This window comes from Alcaligenes sp. LTN-3 (assembly GCF_059735605.1).
In genome coordinates this window covers 971353-990764 of sequence record NZ_JCAPDN010000002.1, presented here as the reverse complement: position 1 = coordinate 990764, position 19412 = coordinate 971353, and the positions used below count along the sequence as shown (strand labels likewise).

Annotated in this window: 18 protein-coding genes; 8 read left to right on the top strand and 10 right to left on the bottom strand. The window is 57.3% G+C overall.

Annotated elements, in window-relative coordinates; translation table 11 throughout:
• Positions 1 to 7 precede the first annotated feature (7 nt).
• From AC6I6N_RS12815 to alr, 4 genes are read right to left on the bottom strand one after another with little or no spacing between them, the layout of a single operon-like run.
• Positions 8 to 787 carry a sulfite exporter TauE/SafE family protein gene (locus AC6I6N_RS12815; protein ID WP_108727888.1) on the bottom strand — a complete coding sequence of 260 codons (780 nt, stop codon included), beginning with the start codon at positions 785 to 787 and terminating at the stop codon, positions 8 to 10.
• A 5-nt stretch (positions 788 to 792) separates the two neighbouring features.
• Positions 793 to 2178 carry a DNA repair protein RadA gene (gene radA, locus AC6I6N_RS12810; protein WP_094196023.1) on the bottom strand — a complete coding sequence of 462 codons (1386 nt, stop codon included), beginning with the start codon at positions 2176 to 2178 and terminating at the stop codon, positions 793 to 795.
• Positions 2179 to 2187: 9 nt separating this feature from the next.
• Positions 2188 to 2904 carry an SDR family oxidoreductase gene (locus AC6I6N_RS12805; protein ID WP_094196022.1) on the bottom strand — a complete coding sequence of 239 codons (717 nt, stop codon included), beginning with the start codon at positions 2902 to 2904 and terminating at the stop codon, positions 2188 to 2190.
• Between the two features lie 18 nt (positions 2905 to 2922).
• Positions 2923 to 4053 carry an alanine racemase gene (alr, locus tag AC6I6N_RS12800; RefSeq protein ID WP_094196021.1) on the bottom strand — a complete coding sequence of 377 codons (1131 nt, stop codon included), beginning with the start codon at positions 4051 to 4053 and terminating at the stop codon, positions 2923 to 2925.
• 70 nt (positions 4054 to 4123) lie between these two features.
• Here alr and hpnC point away from each other — a divergent pair, with 70 nt between their 5' ends.
• From hpnC to hpnE, 3 genes are read left to right on the top strand one after another with little or no spacing between them, the layout of a single operon-like run.
• Complete coding sequence (hpnC, locus tag AC6I6N_RS12795; protein WP_094196020.1) at positions 4124 to 4984, top strand: squalene synthase HpnC; 861 nt, start codon at positions 4124 to 4126, stop codon at positions 4982 to 4984.
• A gap of 6 nt (positions 4985 to 4990) precedes the next feature.
• Positions 4991 to 5854, top strand: a complete 864-nt coding sequence (gene hpnD / locus AC6I6N_RS12790; protein ID WP_094196019.1) for a presqualene diphosphate synthase HpnD — start codon at positions 4991 to 4993, stop codon at positions 5852 to 5854.
• Complete coding sequence (hpnE, locus tag AC6I6N_RS12785) at positions 5851 to 7137, top strand: hydroxysqualene dehydroxylase HpnE (RefSeq protein ID WP_249461498.1); 1287 nt, start codon at positions 5851 to 5853, stop codon at positions 7135 to 7137. Before hpnD ends, hpnE begins: the two co-directional genes overlap by 4 nt.
• Positions 7138 to 7328: 191 nt before the next feature.
• Here hpnE and speG read toward each other — a convergent pair whose 3' ends face one another.
• From speG to alaC, 4 genes are all read right to left on the bottom strand, one after another.
• Positions 7329 to 7886 carry a spermidine N1-acetyltransferase gene (gene speG, locus AC6I6N_RS12780; protein WP_094196017.1) on the bottom strand — a complete coding sequence of 186 codons (558 nt, stop codon included), beginning with the start codon at positions 7884 to 7886 and terminating at the stop codon, positions 7329 to 7331.
• Positions 7887 to 8200: 314 nt separating this feature from the next.
• A complete protein-coding gene (gene thrC, locus AC6I6N_RS12775; RefSeq protein ID WP_321268290.1) occupies positions 8201 to 9610 on the bottom strand; it encodes a threonine synthase in 1410 nt (469 codons plus the stop codon).
• Positions 9610 to 10908, bottom strand: coding sequence for a homoserine dehydrogenase (locus AC6I6N_RS12770; RefSeq protein ID WP_094196014.1), 1299 nt, complete (start codon positions 10906 to 10908; stop codon positions 9610 to 9612). The genes thrC and AC6I6N_RS12770 overlap by 1 nt, the downstream gene beginning before the upstream one ends.
• Positions 10905 to 12092, bottom strand: a complete 1188-nt coding sequence (gene alaC, locus AC6I6N_RS12765; protein WP_094196013.1) for an alanine transaminase — start codon at positions 12090 to 12092, stop codon at positions 10905 to 10907. Before alaC ends, AC6I6N_RS12770 begins: the two co-directional genes overlap by 4 nt.
• Before the next feature lie 166 nt (positions 12093 to 12258).
• Here alaC and AC6I6N_RS12760 point away from each other — a divergent pair, with 166 nt between their 5' ends.
• The 5 genes from AC6I6N_RS12760 to AC6I6N_RS12740 all read left to right on the top strand — a co-directional run bounded on the left by AC6I6N_RS12760 (position 12259) and on the right by AC6I6N_RS12740 (position 17011).
• Entirely contained in the window at positions 12259 to 12702 is a 444-nt protein-coding gene (locus AC6I6N_RS12760) for an Mth938-like domain-containing protein (RefSeq protein WP_094196012.1), read from the top strand.
• Positions 12699 to 13166 carry a peroxiredoxin gene (locus AC6I6N_RS12755; protein ID WP_108727897.1) on the top strand — a complete coding sequence of 156 codons (468 nt, stop codon included), beginning with the start codon at positions 12699 to 12701 and terminating at the stop codon, positions 13164 to 13166. The genes AC6I6N_RS12760 and AC6I6N_RS12755 overlap by 4 nt, the downstream gene beginning before the upstream one ends.
• Before the next feature lie 52 nt (positions 13167 to 13218).
• Positions 13219 to 14934, top strand: coding sequence for a PhoH family protein (locus AC6I6N_RS12750; RefSeq protein ID WP_094196010.1), 1716 nt, complete (start codon positions 13219 to 13221; stop codon positions 14932 to 14934).
• 116 nt (positions 14935 to 15050) lie between these two features.
• Positions 15051 to 16043, top strand: coding sequence for a 4-hydroxythreonine-4-phosphate dehydrogenase PdxA (gene pdxA, locus AC6I6N_RS12745; protein WP_497943556.1), 993 nt, complete (start codon positions 15051 to 15053; stop codon positions 16041 to 16043).
• Complete coding sequence (locus AC6I6N_RS12740; protein WP_094196008.1) at positions 16040 to 17011, top strand: bile acid:sodium symporter family protein; 972 nt, start codon at positions 16040 to 16042, stop codon at positions 17009 to 17011. Before pdxA ends, AC6I6N_RS12740 begins: the two co-directional genes overlap by 4 nt.
• Before the next feature lie 304 nt (positions 17012 to 17315).
• Here AC6I6N_RS12740 and AC6I6N_RS12735 read toward each other — a convergent pair whose 3' ends face one another.
• Both AC6I6N_RS12735 and rplI read right to left on the bottom strand, forming a co-directional pair.
• The gene (locus tag AC6I6N_RS12735) at positions 17316 to 18686 is read right to left on the bottom strand and encodes a replicative DNA helicase (RefSeq protein WP_094196007.1); all 1371 of its coding nucleotides are present in this window, start codon (positions 18684 to 18686) and stop codon (positions 17316 to 17318) included.
• Between the two features lie 270 nt (positions 18687 to 18956).
• The gene (rplI, locus tag AC6I6N_RS12730; RefSeq protein WP_094196006.1) at positions 18957 to 19412 is read right to left on the bottom strand and encodes a 50S ribosomal protein L9; all 456 of its coding nucleotides are present in this window, start codon (positions 19410 to 19412) and stop codon (positions 18957 to 18959) included.

Genomic DNA, 19412 nt, shown 5'->3' with positions numbered 1-19412 from the left:
CAGCTCCTCAGGCACGAACCAGCAACAAGGTCACGATCAGTACCAGCATGCAGGCAAAAATAAACTTCAGACGATTCTCAGGCAGGCGATAAGCCAGACGCACACCAAACGGCACCAGCATCAGGCTGCCTATCGCCATCGGTATCCCGATCTGCCAGGTTGCTTGGCCATGAAAAGCATAGGTCGCCAAGGCAACCAGCGTACCGGGAATAATCATGGACAGCGCCAAGCCTTGCGCACCTGTCTGGCTATAACCCATGCGACTGGTCAGAAAAGGCACTACCAGCACCGCACCGCCCACACCAAATACGCCCCCGGCCAAGCCCGCCATCATGCCTACCGCGATATACCACAGCTGGCCAAACGACTCCGGGTCCGGACGCGGCTTGTCACTGCGACGACGCCGCCGGGAAAAACCCAAACTCTGGTCGAAATAATACAGGGCAATGGCCATCACAAATACAGAGTAAATGCGACGCAGCAAGACCGCATCCATACCCAAGGCCAGACGCGCCCCCAGCCAGGTAAAGATGATGGAAGAAACCGCCCCCAGAGCAGCCCGGCGGAAATCAATATGATTGCGGCGATGATACTGACGCACGGTCAGCAGCACCGCTGGCACCACCATGATCAAGGCCGTCCCCTGAGCGGTTTGCTGATCCATGTCCAGAATCAGGCCCAGCAGCGGAATGGCCAGCAAACCGCCGCCTATCCCCAGCACACCACCGGCGTAGCCAATAAGCGCACCTCCCAGCAAACAAGCCAGGATCAACTCAAGATTTAACATGGCAATTACAGGTTGCGCAGACGATCGACGGCGTCCTCGACCCGATCTACCGCCCAGATTTCCAAGCCTTCAATCGCCTGGCGCGGGGCATTGCTCTTGGGAATCAGCGCGATGCTGAAACCCAGCTTGGCCGCTTCGCGCAAACGCTCCTGACCGCGCGGGGCCGGACGAATTTCACCGGCCAGGCCAATTTCCCCGAACACCACCAAACCGCGTGGCAAGGGACGGTTATTCAGGGAAGACAAAATAGCCAGCAGCACAGCCAGGTCGGCGGCTGGCTCAGTAATCTTGACACCCCCCACGGCATTAACAAACACGTCCTGGTCGTACGTAACCACACCTGCGTGGCGGTGCATCACGGCCAGCAACATGGCCAAACGGGAGCTTTCCAGGCCCACAGACAAGCGGCGCGGATTAGGTACATGCGCTGTATCCACCAGGGCCTGAATTTCCACCAGCAAAGGCCGTGTGCCTTCCTGAGTGGCCATGACGCAGGAACCGGCGACCGACTGGGAATGCTGCGACAAGAACAGGGCCGACGGATTGCTGACCCCTTTCAAACCCTTTTCCGTCATGGCGAACACGCCCAGCTCATTGACCGCGCCAAAGCGGTTCTTGAATGCCCGCACCATGCGAAAGGACGAATGCGTGTCGCCCTCGAAATACAGCACGGTATCCACAATGTGCTCCAGCACTCGTGGCCCGGCCAGCGTCCCGTCTTTAGTGACGTGACCGATAAAAATCATGGAGGTGCCGCTTTGCTTGGCCAAGCGGGTGAGCTGTGCTGCACATTCGCGCACCTGCGACACCGAGCCTGGAGCCGCACTGAGCTGATCGGAATACAGGGTTTGAATCGAGTCGATCACCACCACACTGGGTTGATGCGACTGCAAAGCCTGGCTGATGGATTCCAGACGAATTTCAGCCAGCAGATCCACGCCTTCAGTAGGCACACCTAGACGGCGAGCGCGCAAGGCGACCTGTTCGGCGGACTCTTCGCCCGTCACATACAGCACTTTGGTTTGCTGGGCCAAGGCTGCCATGGCTTGTAGCAGCAACGTCGACTTACCGACTCCGGGATCGCCCCCAATCAGGATGACGCCCCCTTCCACCAGCCCTCCGCCCAGAACACGATCGAACTCACCTATGCCGGTAGGCACACGTGGCAATTCCCGTGCCTGTACCTCTGAAAGACTTTGAACCGGGCTGGAACCGGCCAGGGAAGCGAAACGGTGAGCACTGGCCGCCGCCGGTGTCTCCACCGTTTCCTGCAAACTGTTCCACGCCCCACAGGCAGGACATTTGCCTGCCCACTTAGGTGTATCTGCCCCGCACTCTGTGCAAACAAATACAACTTTGGCCTTGCGGGCCGCACGAGTACTGGTGGCCATAGAAATTCCTTAACGTCCGCCCAGACTGCCACCGCCATCCACGCCCAGATTCTGGCCGGTGATATAAGCGGCTTCATCGCTAAGCAGAAAAGTAACCGCCGCAGCCACTTCCGCGGCCTGCCCAAACCGCCCCAAGGGAATGGAGGACAGGCTGCGTTGTTCAGCTTCGCTGCCGACGGGATGATTGGCACGGAACAATTCGGTTTCGATCGGACCAGGAGAGACCGCATTGACGGTAATGCCGTAAGGGGCCAGTTCCAGCGCCCAGGTGCGGGTACAACCCAGCAAAGCACTTTTGGCCGCGGCATAGCTGGTGCGGTCGGCACCGCCGTGCACGACACGACTGCAAATATTGACGATGCGGCCTTCCTTGCGCGCTTTCATCGAGGGGATGAACGCCTGGGCCACTTGCACCGCCACACGCACATTCAGGTCAAACACCTGATAGAGGTTGCCCAGGTCCACCTGACCAATGGGCTCGGGTGCGACCATACCCACATTGTTCACCACCGCATCAACGGGGTATTTTTCGCGGATAACGCGCAGCATTTCCTCGGTTTCGCCTGCATTGCTCAAATCGCAGGAGTACAGATAACCGGGGAAATCAATATTCTCCGTGTGACGGGCCAGACCCACCACGTGGGCCCCGGCATCGGCCAGCCTTTGGCTGATTGCCCAGCCGATTCCTTTGGTAGCACCGGTAACGAGTACACATTTATTCTTCATGGCTATGCCTTATGGGTGTTAATCCTGGATGAAGCGCGGCACGCGTGGCGCGACCGCACAAATCAATTCGTAGCCCAGGGTTCCCGCTGCTGCGGCAACTTCATCCACACTGGGCCCGCCTTGACCGAACAACACCGCCTGGCTGCCTACTCCGGCGGCGGGCACCGGGGTCAGGTCTACTGCCAACATGTCCATGGAGACACGGCCAAGCAAACGGGTACGTACACCATTGACGGTAATAGGGGTGCCGGTTCCCGCATGGCGCGGGTAACCATCGGCATAGCCGCAAGCCACCACGCCAATGCGCATGGCCCGCTCGGCAAGATAGGTATGGCCGTAACCAATGCCCTCGCCCTGCTTGACGCCGCGCACACTGATGATTTCTGCAGCCAGCGTCATGCCGGGCTGCAAACCAAAATCATCGGCACTGATATCCGCAAAAGGAGAGCTACCGTACAGACAGATACCGGGACGTACCCAGTGATCCGGGCCGGAGGGCATGTACGCACCCAGATCGGGGCTTAAAGTCGCGGCAGAATTGCACACACTGACCGGGCCGGGCAAACCGTCGGTAATCCGGTTAAAGCAGCGAATCTGCTCCAGCGTGGCGTCGATATTGTCATCGGCGCGCGCAAAGTGCGTCATGCGCCCAACCGTGCCCAGCTTGCCTGCTTTTTGCAGACGCTGGGCGCGCTCGAACGCGGCAGGGTAATCGTCCACGCTGAAACCCAGGCGGTTCATGCCGCTATTGAGCTTGACCATGGCATTCAAGGCTACCCCGCCTTTCCACTGCTCCAGCATCTTGAGCTGCTCATGGCAATGGATGACGGTGGTCAGACCGAACTCGGCCAGCACCTCCAGATCTTCTGGCTGAAAAAAACCTTCCAGCAACATGATAGGGCCGGTCCAACCGGCAGCCCGACAGCGTATGGCCTCTTTTAAATCCAGCATCGCCATGCCTTCGGCGGCACTGAAAGCCCGCACCGCATTTTCGATGTCATGACCGTAAGCATTGGCCTTCATGACGGCCCAGATATGAGGCCGTTTTACACCCGATGGAGCCGTAGCGTTATTCAGGCTCTGAATAACCATATCGAGATTGTGACGCAGTGACGCAATATGAATGGTGGCCGAGATAGGACGTGGCATGGTTCTCCCCGAAGCAATACGAAAGTCTAAACCAGCCCTAGTGGAAACGAAAGCCGTATACTGGCGGACTATGTCTATCGAGCACTATGAAAACTTCCCTGTCGCCTCTGTGCTGCTACCTCGTCGGCTACGCCGACCGGTCACCGATATTTATCGTTTTGCCCGCAGCGCCGACGACATTGCCGATGAAGGCGATTTAAGCGCTGCCGAGCGCCTGGAACTGCTGGCGCAGTTCGAAGCCGGAATAGAACAACTGCAATATCACCAGCCCGTCCTGGCCGATACCCCGCACAGCGAAATTTTTGTCCCTTTGGCCAGCAGCATCAGCAACTTCCAATTGCCGCTCAAGCCTTTTTTGGACCTGCTGTCTGCGTTCCGCCAGGACGTGACCACCCACCGCTATCGCGATATGGCACAGGTTCTGGATTACTGTACCCGCTCGGCCAACCCGGTTGGCCGCTTGATGCTGCATCTGTACCAAGCTCACAGCCCAGAGCTGATCGAGCTGGCCGACTCCACCTGCACGGGGCTGCAACTGGTTAATTTCTGGCAGGACGTGGCGCTGGACTGGCACAAGAACCGTGTCTATATCCCGCAAGACCTGCTGGCCCAATATGATCTGGATGACGATTACATCCAGGCCCGCACGCAACTGCTGCGTCAGCCCGAGGCCGATGCACGCTGGCAGGAAATGATGCAACTGCTGGTGACCGATGCCCGTCAGCGCCTGCAAGCCGGACTGCTGCTGTCCTCCCACCTGTCCGGGCGCATCAGCCTGGAATTGAAAATGATGGTACTGGGCGGCCTGCGTATTCTGGAACGCCTGGAAGCGGTAAAGTTTGATGTCTTTAGCCATCGCCCCACCCTGTCCCGCCTGGACTGGCTACGCCTGATTACCCGCGGCCTGAGCCGTACCTCTTACCGACCCTGAACGTCCATGAGCCCAGACGAGTATTGTCAGAACAAGGCAGCCCAAAGCGGCTCCAGCTTCTACTACGCCTTTTTGTTTCTGCCGCCTGAGCGCCGTCGCGCCATCACGGCGCTGTACGCGTTTTGCCGCGAGGTGGACGATGTCGTGGACGAGGTTCACGAAGAGTCCGTCGCCCGCATGAAGCTGGTGTGGTGGCGCACACAGGTGGCTGATCTGTATGAGGGCCGTGCCCATCACCCGGTCATGCAGGCCCTGGCTCCTCATATTGAAGCGTTTGGTCTGCCACAGGACGAGTTGCTGGCCGTGATCGACGGCATGGAAATGGATCTGGACCAGATGCGCTACCCAAGTTGGAGCGAGCTGGAACGTTACTGTTGGCACGCCGCCAGCGTGGTGGGGCTGCTGTCGGCGCGTATTTTCGGTCAAACCCAAGAACAGACCAGCGACTATGCACAAAAGCTGGGCCTGGCATTTCAACTGACCAATATCATCCGCGACGTGGGTGATGACGCCCGTCGTGGTCGCATCTACTTGCCCCAGGAAGATCTGGACAAGTTTGGGGTGTCGCCCCACGAGATTCTGGACCAGCAGCACTCGGACCGTTTCGAGGCCTTGATGGCTTTTCAAACCGAACGTGCTCAGGATCTGTACCGCCAGGCCATGCGCGCCCTGCCTGCTGTTGACCGTCGGGCACAACGCCCCGGCCTGTTGATGGCAGCCATCTACCATGCCCTGCTGGTGGAAATTGCCAATGATCGCTGGCATGTGCTGGAACAGCGCATTTCGCTGACGCCCATTCGCAAGTTCTGGCTGGCCTGGAAAACCTGGGTATCGGGTGGCCGCAGCTTGCAACGCAAACTGGGCCGATGAAAGTCGCGGTTATCGGGGCGGGTTGGGCGGGCTGTGCCGCTGCCTGGCGACTGAAAACCCAGGGCCATCAGGTCAGTGTCTTTGAAGCCTCCCGCCATATAGGCGGGCGTGCCCGCCGTATCCACAGCCCCAATCTGGGGCGCGACACCGATAACGGCCAGCACATCATGCTGGGCGCCTACGCCGTCATTCTGGGCTTGATGGGGGAAATTGGCCTGGACGAAGCTTCCCGTCTGGAACGCAAGGATCTGGACGTAATCTCGGCCGATGGGCATTTCCGCCTACGCAATCGCCCCCTGCCCGCCCCCTTCCATGTATTGACTGGCCTGCTGGGTGCCCAAGGCCTGAGCTGGTCGCAAAAAATCAAGCTGGCGCGCTTGTGCCGCTGGCTGATGAAACAACAATGGCGCACCCCAGCCGGTCTGACCGTGTTGCAGCTTCTGGAGCAGCATCAACAAGACAAGCATGTCATCCGCTTATTCTGGCAACCGCTGTGTGTGGCCGCCATGAACACCCCGATTGAACAAGCCTGCGCCCAATTGTTTGCCCATGTCCTGCGCGACAGCCTGGGCGGTCCCCGACAAGCCAGCCAAACCTTGATCCCGCTGACAGACTTAAGCCAGCTCTGGTGCGAACCCGCCCTGCGCGATATTCAGCTACAGCTAGGCCACCGGGTACAAAGGCTGGAGCTAACAGAATCGGGCGTACACATTGATGGCCTGCAATTTGATGCAGCCATCGTGGCTTGTCCTCCCGTACAAGCTGCTCGCCTGCTGCATAGCCTGCCTAGCAGCCCAGCCAGCGAACAGTTGTTGGCGGATCTGGAGGCGTTTAGCTATATCCCTATCGCCACCCTGTATCTGGAACTGGAGCAAGCCTGGAACCTGCCCCACTCCATGTTAATGCTAGACGATAGCAGCGGCAGCGGTGGGCAATGGCTGTTTGATCACAGCGCCTTGAAACCAGGCAGCGGCGAAACGTTGGTAGGGATCGTCATCAGCGACGCAGTACGTTTGCAAGCCCTGGATCGTGAACAGGCTATTGCCGCCATTATCGAGCAGGTGCGCGCTCAAACCCAGCATCTACACGCCATGCCAGCCGTGCGCGCCAGCGAGCTGATTATCGAAAAGCGGGCCACTTTCGCAGCCATTCCCGGCTTGCGCCGCCCTGGGGTCACAACGCCGTGGCCAGCCATTCGTCTGGCGGGCGACTGGACCGATACCGGCTACCCTGGTGTGCTGGAAGGCGCAGTACGCAGTGGTCTGAAAGCGGCGCATCTGTAAGTACCCGCTCTGAGCGGATCACAGACAGAAAGAATATTCCTAGCATCTATCTTTCCAGCTACGCATTCATTCAGTCCTTGCTTTACCGCTAAGCTGGCTTGGCTTGGACTTTAGACTCGGCTTTAGTTGCCACTTTAGCTACGACGACCACGCGTAACCCCCCTCAAAACACGAGCTATCGAGGCAAGGCACTATTGCGCCAGGGGCGTCAACAAAGTCTGGGCTGGCTTGTTGGCTGCCAAAAAATCAGCCTGGAACAAACGCATACGCACCACATCCCGATATTGGCCGTTGATGAAGAACTCGTGCTTGAGCTCACCTTCCACCTGAAAACCAAACTTCTGATAGATATGGATAGCCTTGTGGTTTTCCTTGTCCACAATCAGCACGATCTTGTACAGGTTCAACACCCCAAAACCGTATTCGATAGCCAGCTTGGTCGCCCGCGAGGCAATTCCCTTACCCTGAAACTCCGGTGCAATAATGATCTGAAACTCTGCGCGGCGGTGTACATAATCAATTTCCACCAGTTCCACCACTCCCGATGGCTGCCCTTCCCACTCCACCACAAAACGGCGCTCACGCTGATCGTGAATGTGCTCATCGTACAGAGCTGCCAGTTCGCCATAGGTTTCGTAAGGTTCTTCAAACCAGTAGCGCATCACACTGGCGTTATTGTCCAGCAAGTGCACAAAGCGCAAATCCTCACGCTCCAGAGGGCGTAATTTAACGTGGGTCGTTTTACTCATGGTTTTTCTATCCTTTCTCTATGTTCGATAGACGAGCCGCCTATCTGCCTATACCAAAGGCCATAGACATCATGCCCGCATATTCCGTGTTTTTGATGAAGGCCTGATAGAAAAAGTTCAGTTGGCTGCCAAGCCACAGCCCTGCCAGTCTTGTTGCTGCATAACCGGCCAAAAATGCAAAAACCCCGATTTCTGCTTTCCTGCCGAGCAAACTGAATATCAGTCAGACCAGCAGGAAGATCAAAATCGGGGTTTGAAACGACTACCTAGCCGCTATGGCTGCGCCAGCAAAGAAGCAGCGCAGGTAGCTGGCATCAGGTGGGGGCGTGTTCCTCGATGTAGCGACGTACTTGAGCGACATCGGCATCCATCACGACCACTTTTTGCGGCAAATCTGCCAGACCACGCAAGTGTTCAGGCACTGGCGCCGGCTGACCAATTGCTTCTTCGATCGTTTCGGAGAACTTGGCAGGCAGCGCGGTTTCCAGCACCAACATGGGGATACCTTCTTCGCGGAAGTTCTGAGCCACCTTGACGGCATCTGCCGTGTGCGGGTCGATCAGCGTCTGATACTGCTGGTTCACCTGGGCGATCGTGTTCAAACGATCCTGGTGCGAGCTGGCACCGGCCACAAAGCCGAACTCTTCCTGGAAGCGTGGCAGATGCTCGCTCAGGTCGAACTGGCCTTCTTTGCTCAACTGTTCCCACAATGCCTTGACCTTGCTGCCATCACGGCCCAGCAGATCAAACACAAAGCGCTCGAAGTTGGAGGCGCGGGAAATGTCCATGGATGGGCTGGACGTGGCATACGTTTGCTCGGAACCACGGGGACGATAAACACCCGTGCGGAAGAACTCTTCCAGCACGTTGTTTTCGTTGGTGGCCAGAACCAGCTTGGCGATAGGCAGACCCATCTGGCGAGCAATGTGACCCGACAGAATATTGCCGAAGTTACCCGAAGGAACGGCAAACGACACCTTTTGACCAGCCTGATTCGTGCTGCGCAGCCAGCCCCAGAAGTAGTACACCACTTGAGCGGAAATACGTGCCCAGTTAATGGAGTTCACGGCACCCAGATGCCATTTGGACTTGAACTCCAGATCACCAGCCAAGGCTTTGACGATATCCTGGCAATCATCGAACACACCTTTCACCGACAGGTTGTGGATGTTGTCGTCTTGCAAGGAGTACATCTGAGCGCGTTGGAAAGCACTCATGCGACCGTAAGGCGAGAGCATGAACACGCTGACGCCACGCTTGCCGCGCAAGGCGTATTCTGCCGCCGAACCTGTGTCGCCAGACGTGGCGCCCACAATGTTCAGGGTGCTGTTGCGTTGTGTCAGTACGTACTCGAACACTTGGCCCAGAAACTGCATGGCCATGTCTTTAAAAGCCAGGGTTGGACCTTGGGACAAGCCCAACAAAGAGAAACCAGGCTCCAGTTCCTTGACGGGGACCACCTGCTCGCTATCGAACACGCCGGGGGCGTAAGCACGTGCAGTCAATGCGGACAGTTCGTCCGCCGGAATATCGGTGACAAACAAGCCCAGCACTTTGGCGGCCAGTTCGGGGTAACTCAGTGCGCGCCAGGATTCCAGCGTTTCTGCACTGACTTGAGGGTAGCTTTCTGGCATGGCCAAGCCACCATCCGGAGCCAAGCCTTCCAGCAAGATGTCCGAAAATGGCTGGGCTTTCATGCCGCCACGGGTGGATACGTAATTCATTACAGATTCTCCACGCGCAAACGGGTCACGGCGGACTGTACAAAAGGCAGATTCTGAATCTGGCTGATAGCGCCATTGATGGCACCTTCACGCGCTTCGTGCGTCAGGAAGATGATATCGGCCTGTTCGCCAGCCGGTTCCTGGAACATGGAACCGATCGAGATCGAGGCTTGCGCCAGAATACGAGCCACATCCGCCAAAACACCAGGACGATCGTCCACACGCAAACGCAGGTAGTACGAGGACACCACTTCATCCATAGGCAAGATGGGGGTATCGGACATGGCGTTGTGCTGGAAGGCCAGATAGGGCACGCGGTGTTCGGGTTCTGCGGTTTGCAGACGGGTCACGTCTACCAGATCGGCCACCACCGCCGACGCGGTTGGCAAGGCACCGGCACCAGCGCCGTAGTACACAGTCTGACCCACAGCATCGCCATGCACCAGCACCGCGTTCATGGCACCTTGCACATTGGCCAGCATGCTTTGCAGCGGAACCAGTGTGGGGTGTACGCGCAGCTCAATACCTTCTTCGCGGGCACGGGTAATTCCCAGCAGCTTGATGTTATAGCCCAGGCGTTGTGCGTGTTGCAGGTCTTCCAGTGCCAGGCTGGTAATGCCTTCCACGTGGGCCTTGCTAAATTGCACTGGAATACCAAAGGCCAAGGAGGCCAGCAGGCTCAGCTTGTGCGCCGCGTCCACCCCTTCAATGTCGAAAGTAGGATCAGCTTCGGCGTAGCCTAGACGCTGGGCATCGGCCAGGGCTTCAGCAAAGCTGACGCCACGGTTGCGCATTTCGGACAGGATGTAGTTGGTGGTGCCGTTGATAATGCCGGCCAGCCACTGAATACGGTTGGCCGTCAGGCCTTCGCGAATTGCCTTGATGATAGGAATACCACCGGCCACAGCGGCTTCAAATGCCACCATGACACTGCGCTCGTGAGCCGCGGCAAAAATCTTGTTGCCATGCTTGGCCAGCAGCGCCTTGTTGGCGGTGACCACGTGCTTGCCCTGAGCAATGGCTTCCATGACCCATTCGCGTGCCAAGGTGTCGCCCCCCACCAGCTCGACCACAATATCGATCTCGGGGTTGCGCACCACGTCCATGCCGTCTGTGGTCAGGGTGACGTCGTCCCCCACCAGCGCACGTGCCTTTTCCAGGTCACGCACAGCAATAGCGACCACCTCAATACGGCGACCGGCGCGGCGAGCGATTTCATCTGCATTGCGTTTCAATACGTTCCAGGTGCCGCTGCCAACCACACCCAAACCCAGCAAACCTACTTTGATAGGACTCATTGAACAAATCCGTCCTTACGGAACATTTCTTTGATGCCGCGTACCGCCTGACGGGTACGTTGCTCGTTTTCGATCAGCGCAAAGCGCACATAGTTGTCGCCATACTCACCAAAGCCGATGCCGGGGGATACGGCTACTTTGGCATCGCTCAGTAAGCGCTTGGCAAACTCCAGCGAACCGATGTCCTTGTAGAACTCGGGAATCTTGGCCCAGATATACATTGATGCCTTGGGGACATCGACCATCCAGCCTGCTTCATGCAGGCCCTTGGCCAATACGTCGCGACGGCGGCGGTATTGCTCCACCACCTCCTTGACACAATCTTGTGGCCCTTCCAGCGCCGCAATGGCGGCCACCTGAATCGGTGTGAAGGTGCCGTAGTCGTGATAGCTCTTGATACGTGCCAGAGCATTGACCAGTGACGCATTGCCCACCATGAAGCCAATACGCCAGCCAGCCATATTGTAGCTTTTGCTCATGGTAAAAAACTCGACCGCTACATCGCGCGCGCCTTCCACTTGCATGATGGAGGGGGCCACGTAGCCGTCAAAGGTAATGTCGGCATAGGCCAGATCATGTACCACCAGAATATTGTGCTCGCGTGCCAGCGCCACAATACGCTCAAAAAAGGACAGTTCCACGCACTGGGCTGTCGGATTGCTGGGAAAACCCAGAATCATCATTTTGGGCTTGGGAATGGACTCCCGCACGGCTTTTTCGATTTCCTCGAAAAAATCCACGCCGGGGATCATGGGCACCGAACGAATATTGGCACCGGCAATAACGGCACCATAGATATGAATGGGGTAACTGGGATTGGGCACCAGCACAGTGTCGCCCTTGTCCAGCGTTGCCAGCATCAAGTGGGCCAGGCCTTCTTTGGAACCGATGGTAACGATCGCTTCACTATCCGGATCCAAGTGCACATTGTAGCGGCGCTCGTACCAATTGGTCACGGCGCGGCGCAGACGCGGGATGCCTTTGGAGACAGAATATCCATGAGTGTCAGGGCGGGTAGCCGCCTCGACCAGCTTTTCCACGATGTGCGCCGGTGTCGCTCCGTCTGGGTTCCCCATGGACATATCAATAATGTCCTCGCCACGACGGCGGGCGGCCATTTTCAGCTCGCCAGTAATATTGAACACGTAAGGCGGCAAACGCTCGATGCGCGGAAAGCGAATCATGGTATTCCTTAATGAGAAAAAGCGAAGACCCAGACCAAAAGGTAAAAGTGAATCAAAGAGTTTAATCCATGATTGACTTACTGAGAATCACTGCAAACAGATCAGGTGCCGCATCGACGCTGGCGCTTTGCGCTATCATCGAAGCTGAAAACCGGAGAGACTCATCGTGCAACTGCAACGCGAACACAATCCAGCCATGAATGCCATCACCGCCTACGGTGAGGACTACGTGGCGATCAACTTTCAAAACCACGATCATTCCATCTTCTTTAGCCCTGAAGGTCCGGTTCAGGACCTGGCCATTCAAAGCGCATCCGAGCTGACAGCCGTGCTGCTACGCCGGATTGCGGGACTGGAATCGGTCCAGCAAGACCCTATGGCCTTTCTGGACGACGCCCCGCCGGCGCGCCCGGACAACGCCCCCGAACTGATTTTGATTGGTACTGGCCAGCGCCAGCACTTTTTGCACCCGGCTGTCACGCAGGAAATGCTGCAGTGGGGCATAGGTGTGGAAATCATGGATACCCAGGCCGCTGCCAGAACCTACAATATCCTCATGGCTGAAGGCCGCAAAGTTGTTGCGGCCTTACTGATACAGGAAAAAGCATGACTGCCGTACAAATTGGTGCCCCTATCCCCGACTTTTCCGTGCCCTCCACCCAGGGCGAGTTCAGCGCGGCTGACCTGAAAGGTAAAATGACAGTGTTGTACTTTTACCCCAAAGACAACACGCCAGGCTGCACCACCGAGTCCCAAGATTTCCGCGACGCTCTGCCCGAGTTCCAGGCGGCGGGTGCGCAAATTATTGGCGCCTCGCGCGACTCGCTCAGCTCGCACGAACGTTTTATCGACAAACAAGCCCTGACGTTCCCTTTGCTTGCCGACACCGACGAGCGCTTGTGCGAACTGTTTGGGGTCATGAAAATGAAAAACATGTACGGTAAACAGGTACGTGGCATCGAGCGCAGCACCTTTTTGATCGACGCCCAAGGTGTGTTGATTCAAGAATGGCGTGGCATCAAAGTGCCCGGCCACGTCCAAGCTGTATTACAGGCTGTCCAGCAAGCCGCCTGAAACCTTACCGTGCCGGCCTGCGGGTCGGCACACAACCAGGAGTACGTGTTATATGCCGCTACCAACGTTGCCCACCAAGCTGGGAACCCTGCTTAGCGAAAAAGATGACAGTGTCATCCTTGCCGATCCACCCGTACCACTAGACGAACCCGAATCTCCTCCTGCCAGCCCCAACGCTCCAGCCCGCAAAGCCGCTGTTGAGCCACGTGCAAAAAAGACGGCGCCTGCCAAAACAGCGCCGGCGGCCAAAACAGCTCCCGCCAGCGCCGCCAAGCCAGCTCCCAGCAAAAGTGCCGCCGCCAGTCCGGTCCAGCAGCCCAAGCCCACGACCAACACGTCGGGCAAACGCACTCGTCTGGCCCCTACTCAGCGCAAACTGTTTGTGCTGGATACCAACGTTTTACTGCACGACTCCAATTCGCTGTTCAAGTTTGAAGAGCACGACATCTTCTTGCCCATGATGGTGCTCGAAGAGCTGGATCACCAGAAAAAAGGCCTGTCAGAAGTGGCTCGCAATGCGCGCCAGGTTAGCCGATCCCTGGAAGGTCTGGTGGGCGATCATGGTCTGGACAAACCCATTAATCTGGATGGCATCGGCAATACCGAAGCGCTGGGCGCCGTTACCTTCCAGACCAGTGCCCTGGATACCAGCCTGCCCATCCAACTGCCGCTGGGCAAGGCTGACAACGCAATTTTGGCCGTGGTCAATGCCCTGACCCAAAGCATGCCCAAGCGCGAAGTGGTCCTGGTGTCCAAAGACATCAATATGCGCCTGAAAGCCAAGGCCCTGGGCCTGCTGGCCGAAGACTACCGCCACGATCACGTGCTGGATGACTCCGACTTGCTGTATGACGGTGTCATGCCCTTGCCGGACAACTTCTGGACCAAACACGGCAAGAACATGGAGTCCTGGCAGCAGGGGGGCACCACCTTCTACCGCATCAGCGGGCCGCTATGCAGCCAGTTCATGGTCAACCAGTTCGTGTTTACCGAAGGCGATGATCCCTTGTATGCCCAGGTACGTGAGACCGCCGGCAATACTGCAGTACTGGCGACCTTGCGCGACTACAGCCACGGCAAAAACAATGTCTGGGGTATTACGGCTCGCAACCGCGAACAGAACTTTGCCCTGAACCTGTTGATGAACCCGGATTTTGATTTCATCTCCCTGCTCGGTCATGCCGGTACGGGTAAAACGCTGTTGGCCCTGGCCAGTGCGCTGACCCAGACCCTGGAGACCAAGCGCTACAACGAAATCATCATTACCCGTGCCACGGTGCCCGTGGGTGATGACATCGGTTTTCTGCCTGGTACTGAAGAAGAGAAAATGCAGCCCTGGATGGGGGCCCTGGAAGACAACCTGGAAGTCCTGCACCTGGGCACCGGTAAGTCCTCCGGCAACCTGAGCAATCCCCAAGGCACTGAGGCTCCTCGCAACTCCACCATGGAACTGGTGCGCTCCAAGATCAAGGTCAAATCCCTGAGCTTCATGCGTGGCCGTACCTTCATGAACAAGTTTCTGATCATCGACGAGGCGCAGAACCTGACACCCAAGCAGATGAAAACACTGGTGACGCGGGCCGGCCCTGGAACTAAAATCGTCTGCCTGGGCAATATTGCCCAGATCGACACGCCCTACCTGACCGAGGGCAGTTCGGGACTGACCTACGTAGTAGACCGATTCAAAGGCTGGCCGCATGCAGGCCACATTACCTTGCAACGTGGTGAGCGCTCCCGTCTGGCCGATTACGCCAGCGACGCACTCTAAACCGAATCTCTACTCACTCAAACCGGGTCTTGAACCCGGTTTTTTTTTACCGCCAAGCTACACCACGATCAACAAGCCGATCGAAGATGCAGCATGGGGGATTTTTAATGACTGTTATGAAACGTACCGCACAGCCCATCGGGCTTACCATGGGCGATGCCGCTGGCATAGGCCCGGAAATTATCGCCCGTCTGATGGTTGAAGGTTTGCCCCACCCGGCCGTCGTGTATGGCGATCCGGGTGCAATGCGTCGTGCCTTGACTCTGATTGGCGCTGCCCAGGACTGGCGGGTCGAAGAAGTAAAGCAACCCGTTTGCACGCCCAAAGGGGTCATTGCCGTACTGAATCGCTGGCAAGCCCTGCCCGAAGATCTGCCCTATGGCGAAGTTCACGCCCTGGCTGGACGTGGTGCCTACGAATACCTGTGCCACGCCATTGATGATGCCCAGGCTGGCCTGATCCGTGCCATCGTCACCGCCCCGCTGAATAAGCTGGCCATGCAAAAAGGCGGTATCGATGCCCCCGGCCATACCGAGATTCTGGCCGAGCGCAGCCACACCGAGCACTACGCCATGATGCTGGCCAACGAGCACTTGCGCTCCATTCTGGTCACCATTCATGAACCGCTGGCACGCGTCCCCTCCCTGATTACGAAAGCGCGCGTGCTGCAAACCATACGGCTGGCACAATTGGCCTGCACCCAGGCCGGAATCGCCAAACCCCGTGTGGCGGTGGCCGGTTTAAACCCCCATGCTGGTGAAGGCGGCAAATTTGGCCTGGAAGATAGAGAACAGATCACACCGGCGATTGAACAAGCCCGCGCCGAAGGCATCCAGGCCAGCGGCCCCTGGCCCGGCGATACGATTTTCATGCGAGCACGTCAGGGGGAGTTCGATATTGTGGTGGCCCAATACCATGACCAAGGCCTGATCCCCATCAAGCTGCTGGGTCTGGACGAAGGCGTGAACGTAACCGTGGGCCTGCCCTTTATCCGCACCAGTGTGGACCATGGCACGGCATACGACATTGCCGGACAGGGCAAGGCTGATGCTTCCTCCCTGGGCTATGCCTACCGTATGGCGCTTTCCATGAGCGCTCACCAAGCATGATCAAGCGTTTACCGATTGACCCGTTTTTGCTGAAACTGTTTGCCACGGTTGCGCTTGCCAGTCTGCTGCCCGCCCAAGGCTGGGGCGTGCCTTTGTTTCAACACATCACACAGATTGCGATTGCCCTGCTGTTCTTTCTGCATGGTGCCCGCCTATCACGCGAGGCTATCTGGGGTGGCTTGTCCCACTGGCGTTTGCACCTGCTGATTCTGTCCGTCACCTTTGTGCTCTTCCCTATTCTGGGTAGTGGCGTGGCCGCCGTACTGCGTCCCTGGCTGACAGACAATCTGTACCTGGGAGTTCTGTTTCTGGCTTGTCTGCCCAGCACCGTGCAGTCTGCGGTAGCCCTGACAGCAATGGCACGTGGCAACGTACCGGTTTCAATTTGCAGTGCCTCTGCTTCTACCTTGCTGGGCGTATTCATCACTCCCCTGCTGGTCGGCATCATGTTGGCCGGCGCGACCAGCGCCCAGGCAACGGTGTCGCTGGAGGCGGTGGGGAAGATCATGCTGCAACTGTTTTTCCCCTTTGTCTTCGGGCATCTGCTGCGTCCCTTGATAGGGGCCTGGGTGATGAAACGTCAGCAACTGCTGAAAGTCGTGGATCAGGGATCCATCCTGCTGGTGGTGTATACGGCCTTTTCAGGCGCGGTGGTGGGCGGTCTATGGTCCTCCACCCCGCTCAGTGCCCTAGGGCTGATTGTACTGTCCAACGCCGTTCTGCTGACCTTGGCGCAAGTGCTGGCCTGGAACCTGGGGCGCTGGCTGGGCTTTTCCTTTGAGGACCGAGTCAGCCTGCTGATGTGCGGCTCCAATAAAAGCCTGAGCAGCGGCATCCCGATTGCCAATGTCATTTTCCCCAGTGCTATGGTCGGGCCCATCATCTTGCCGATCATGCTGTTTCACCAGTGGCAACTACTGGTGTGCGCGTGGCTGGCGAAAAGACTAGCTGCCCGCAGCGGAGATTAAAAAGGCATTGAGGCTGTTTAAACAGCCTCCTAGCCTATCTATGCCCATCAATCGCCAAACCTCCAGCGCGCCGGCTTCTCTCCTGCTTGCAGGCTGTGGACAACAAAACTCAGATTCACCCTTCCAGGGCCAGAACAAGCCCACTCCCAGCCGAGCCGGTGGCGTTTGCTGCTGATGGTCTGCCTCTGATCCGGTAAAACATAACAAAGGGGAGGCAAATGCCTCCCCTTGATTCTTCTGCGGTAGCCCGCTCCCGATGCCTAGCAACACTCACCAGCGAGTAGGCATCGCATACCAATCTTTACTACGTCGGCATGTAATCCAAAAAGCGCGTACTGGCGCCAGCAAAGGTCAGACGAACCGAACCAATAGGACCGTTACGCTGCTTACCAATAATGATTTCTGCCGTGCCCTTGTCGGGTGAGTCAGGGTTGTAGACCTCGTCACGGTAAATAAACAAGATCAAGTCCGCATCCTGCTCAATAGCACCCGACTCCCGCAAGTCACTCATCACAGGACGCTTGTTGGGCCGCTGTTCCAGACTTCGGTTCAACTGCGACAAGGCAATCAAGGGACAGTTCAGCTCTTTGGCCAAGCCTTTCAAGGAACGACTGATTTCAGAAATTTCCGTTGCCCGGTTTTCGCCACCGCTTGAGGACATCAGCTGCAAATAGTCGATGATGATCAAGCCAAGCTGGCCACACTGCCGCGCCAATCGTCGAGCCCGCGCCCGCACTTCCATGGAGGACAGACCGGGCGTTTCATCAATGTAAATCTGGGCTTCCTGCACCTGCTGCACCGCGTGCGTCAAGCGCGGCCAATCATCGGCAGTCAGCTTGCCGGTACGCATGCGGTGCTGGTCCAGCAAACCGACCGAGCCCACCATACGCATAGCCAACTGCACCGCGCCCATTTCCATGGAAAACACGGCCACCGGCAAACCCTGGGCAATGGCTACGTGTTCGCCAATGTTCATGGAGAACGAGGTTTTACCCATGGAAGGACGACCCGCCACAATCACCAGGTCACCGGCTTGCAGGCCCGAGGTCATCTTGTCCAGATCCACAAAACCCGTAGGCACCCCGGTCACTTCCGAGTCGCCTTCACGATGGTAGAGCTCGTCAATACGCTCTACCACTTGGCTGAGCAAAGGCTGGATTTCCAGAAAACCCTGAGAGCCGCGCGCCCCTTCCTGAGCGATCTGAAACACGCGGGTTTCCGCTTCATCCAGAATCTGGCGGGCTTCCTTGCCCTGAGGGTTAAACGCAGCTGAGGAAATATCATCAGCTACTGTGACCAGCTTGCGCAGCGTGGAGCGCTCGCGCACGATTTCGGCGTAGCGACGAATGTTGGCAGCCGATGGCGTGTTGTGGGCCAGGGCATTCAGATACGCCAGGCCGCCCACCTCTTCCTGCTTGCCCGCAACCGACAGGGACTCGAACACCGTGACCACGTCGGCAGGACGAGCCAGACCAATCAAACGGGTAATGTGTTGCCAGATCAGCTTGTGATCAAAACGATAAAAGTCCTCGTCGGTGACAATGTCGGCCACTCGGTCAAACGCGGCATTATCGAGCAACAAGCCACCGAGCACCGACTGCTCCGCCTCAATGGAATGAGGCGGGACCCTCAGGTAATCCAATGTTGAATCGGATTTGGCTGACTTGCTTTCCATGCATATACCTTCAAATCAAGGAAAAAAATCGACGCCGCAGCCAACAGGATCTGTTGTGCGGTCTTAAACGTGTATCTGGGGGCAGAACAGTCAGGCTCAACAGCGTAGTGGGCTGACAAGACCGAAGACGAGGACACAGCCACGCGGCAGGCGTGCTGGCGCTACTCGGACTGAACGAAGAGAAAACAAAAAAGCCGGCTTGCACCGGCTTTTTCTTAGCTTGGCAGATACACCCCATGAAGGAATGTACCATGCGTCAACGCACTAGTCTTAGGCTACGTCGCCTTGAACCACAACGTTGATTTCAGCAGTCACGTCAGGGTGCAGAGCAACCTGAACGGAGTACTCGCCAACGGCTTTCAGGTGGCCGTCGGGCAGACGAACCTGAGTCTTGACCAGGTCGGCAAAGCCCGCATTTTGCAATGCATTGGCGATGTCCATGGTGGTCACGGAACCGAACAGACGACCGTCCACGCCGGCTTTTTGAACCAGGGTGAAAGTTTGGCCGTTCAGCTTTTCGTTTTGAGCCTGAGCAGCGGCCAGCTTTTCAGCTTGCAGCTTCTCCAGTTCGGCACGACGTGCTTCGAACTCTTGCAGAGCAGCAGCCGTAGCACGGCGGGCAACTTTGCGTGGCAGCAGGAAATTACGGGCGTAACCATCACGTACGCGCACAACGTCACCCAGATTACCCAGGTTGGCGACTTTTTCGAGCAAAATAACTTGCAT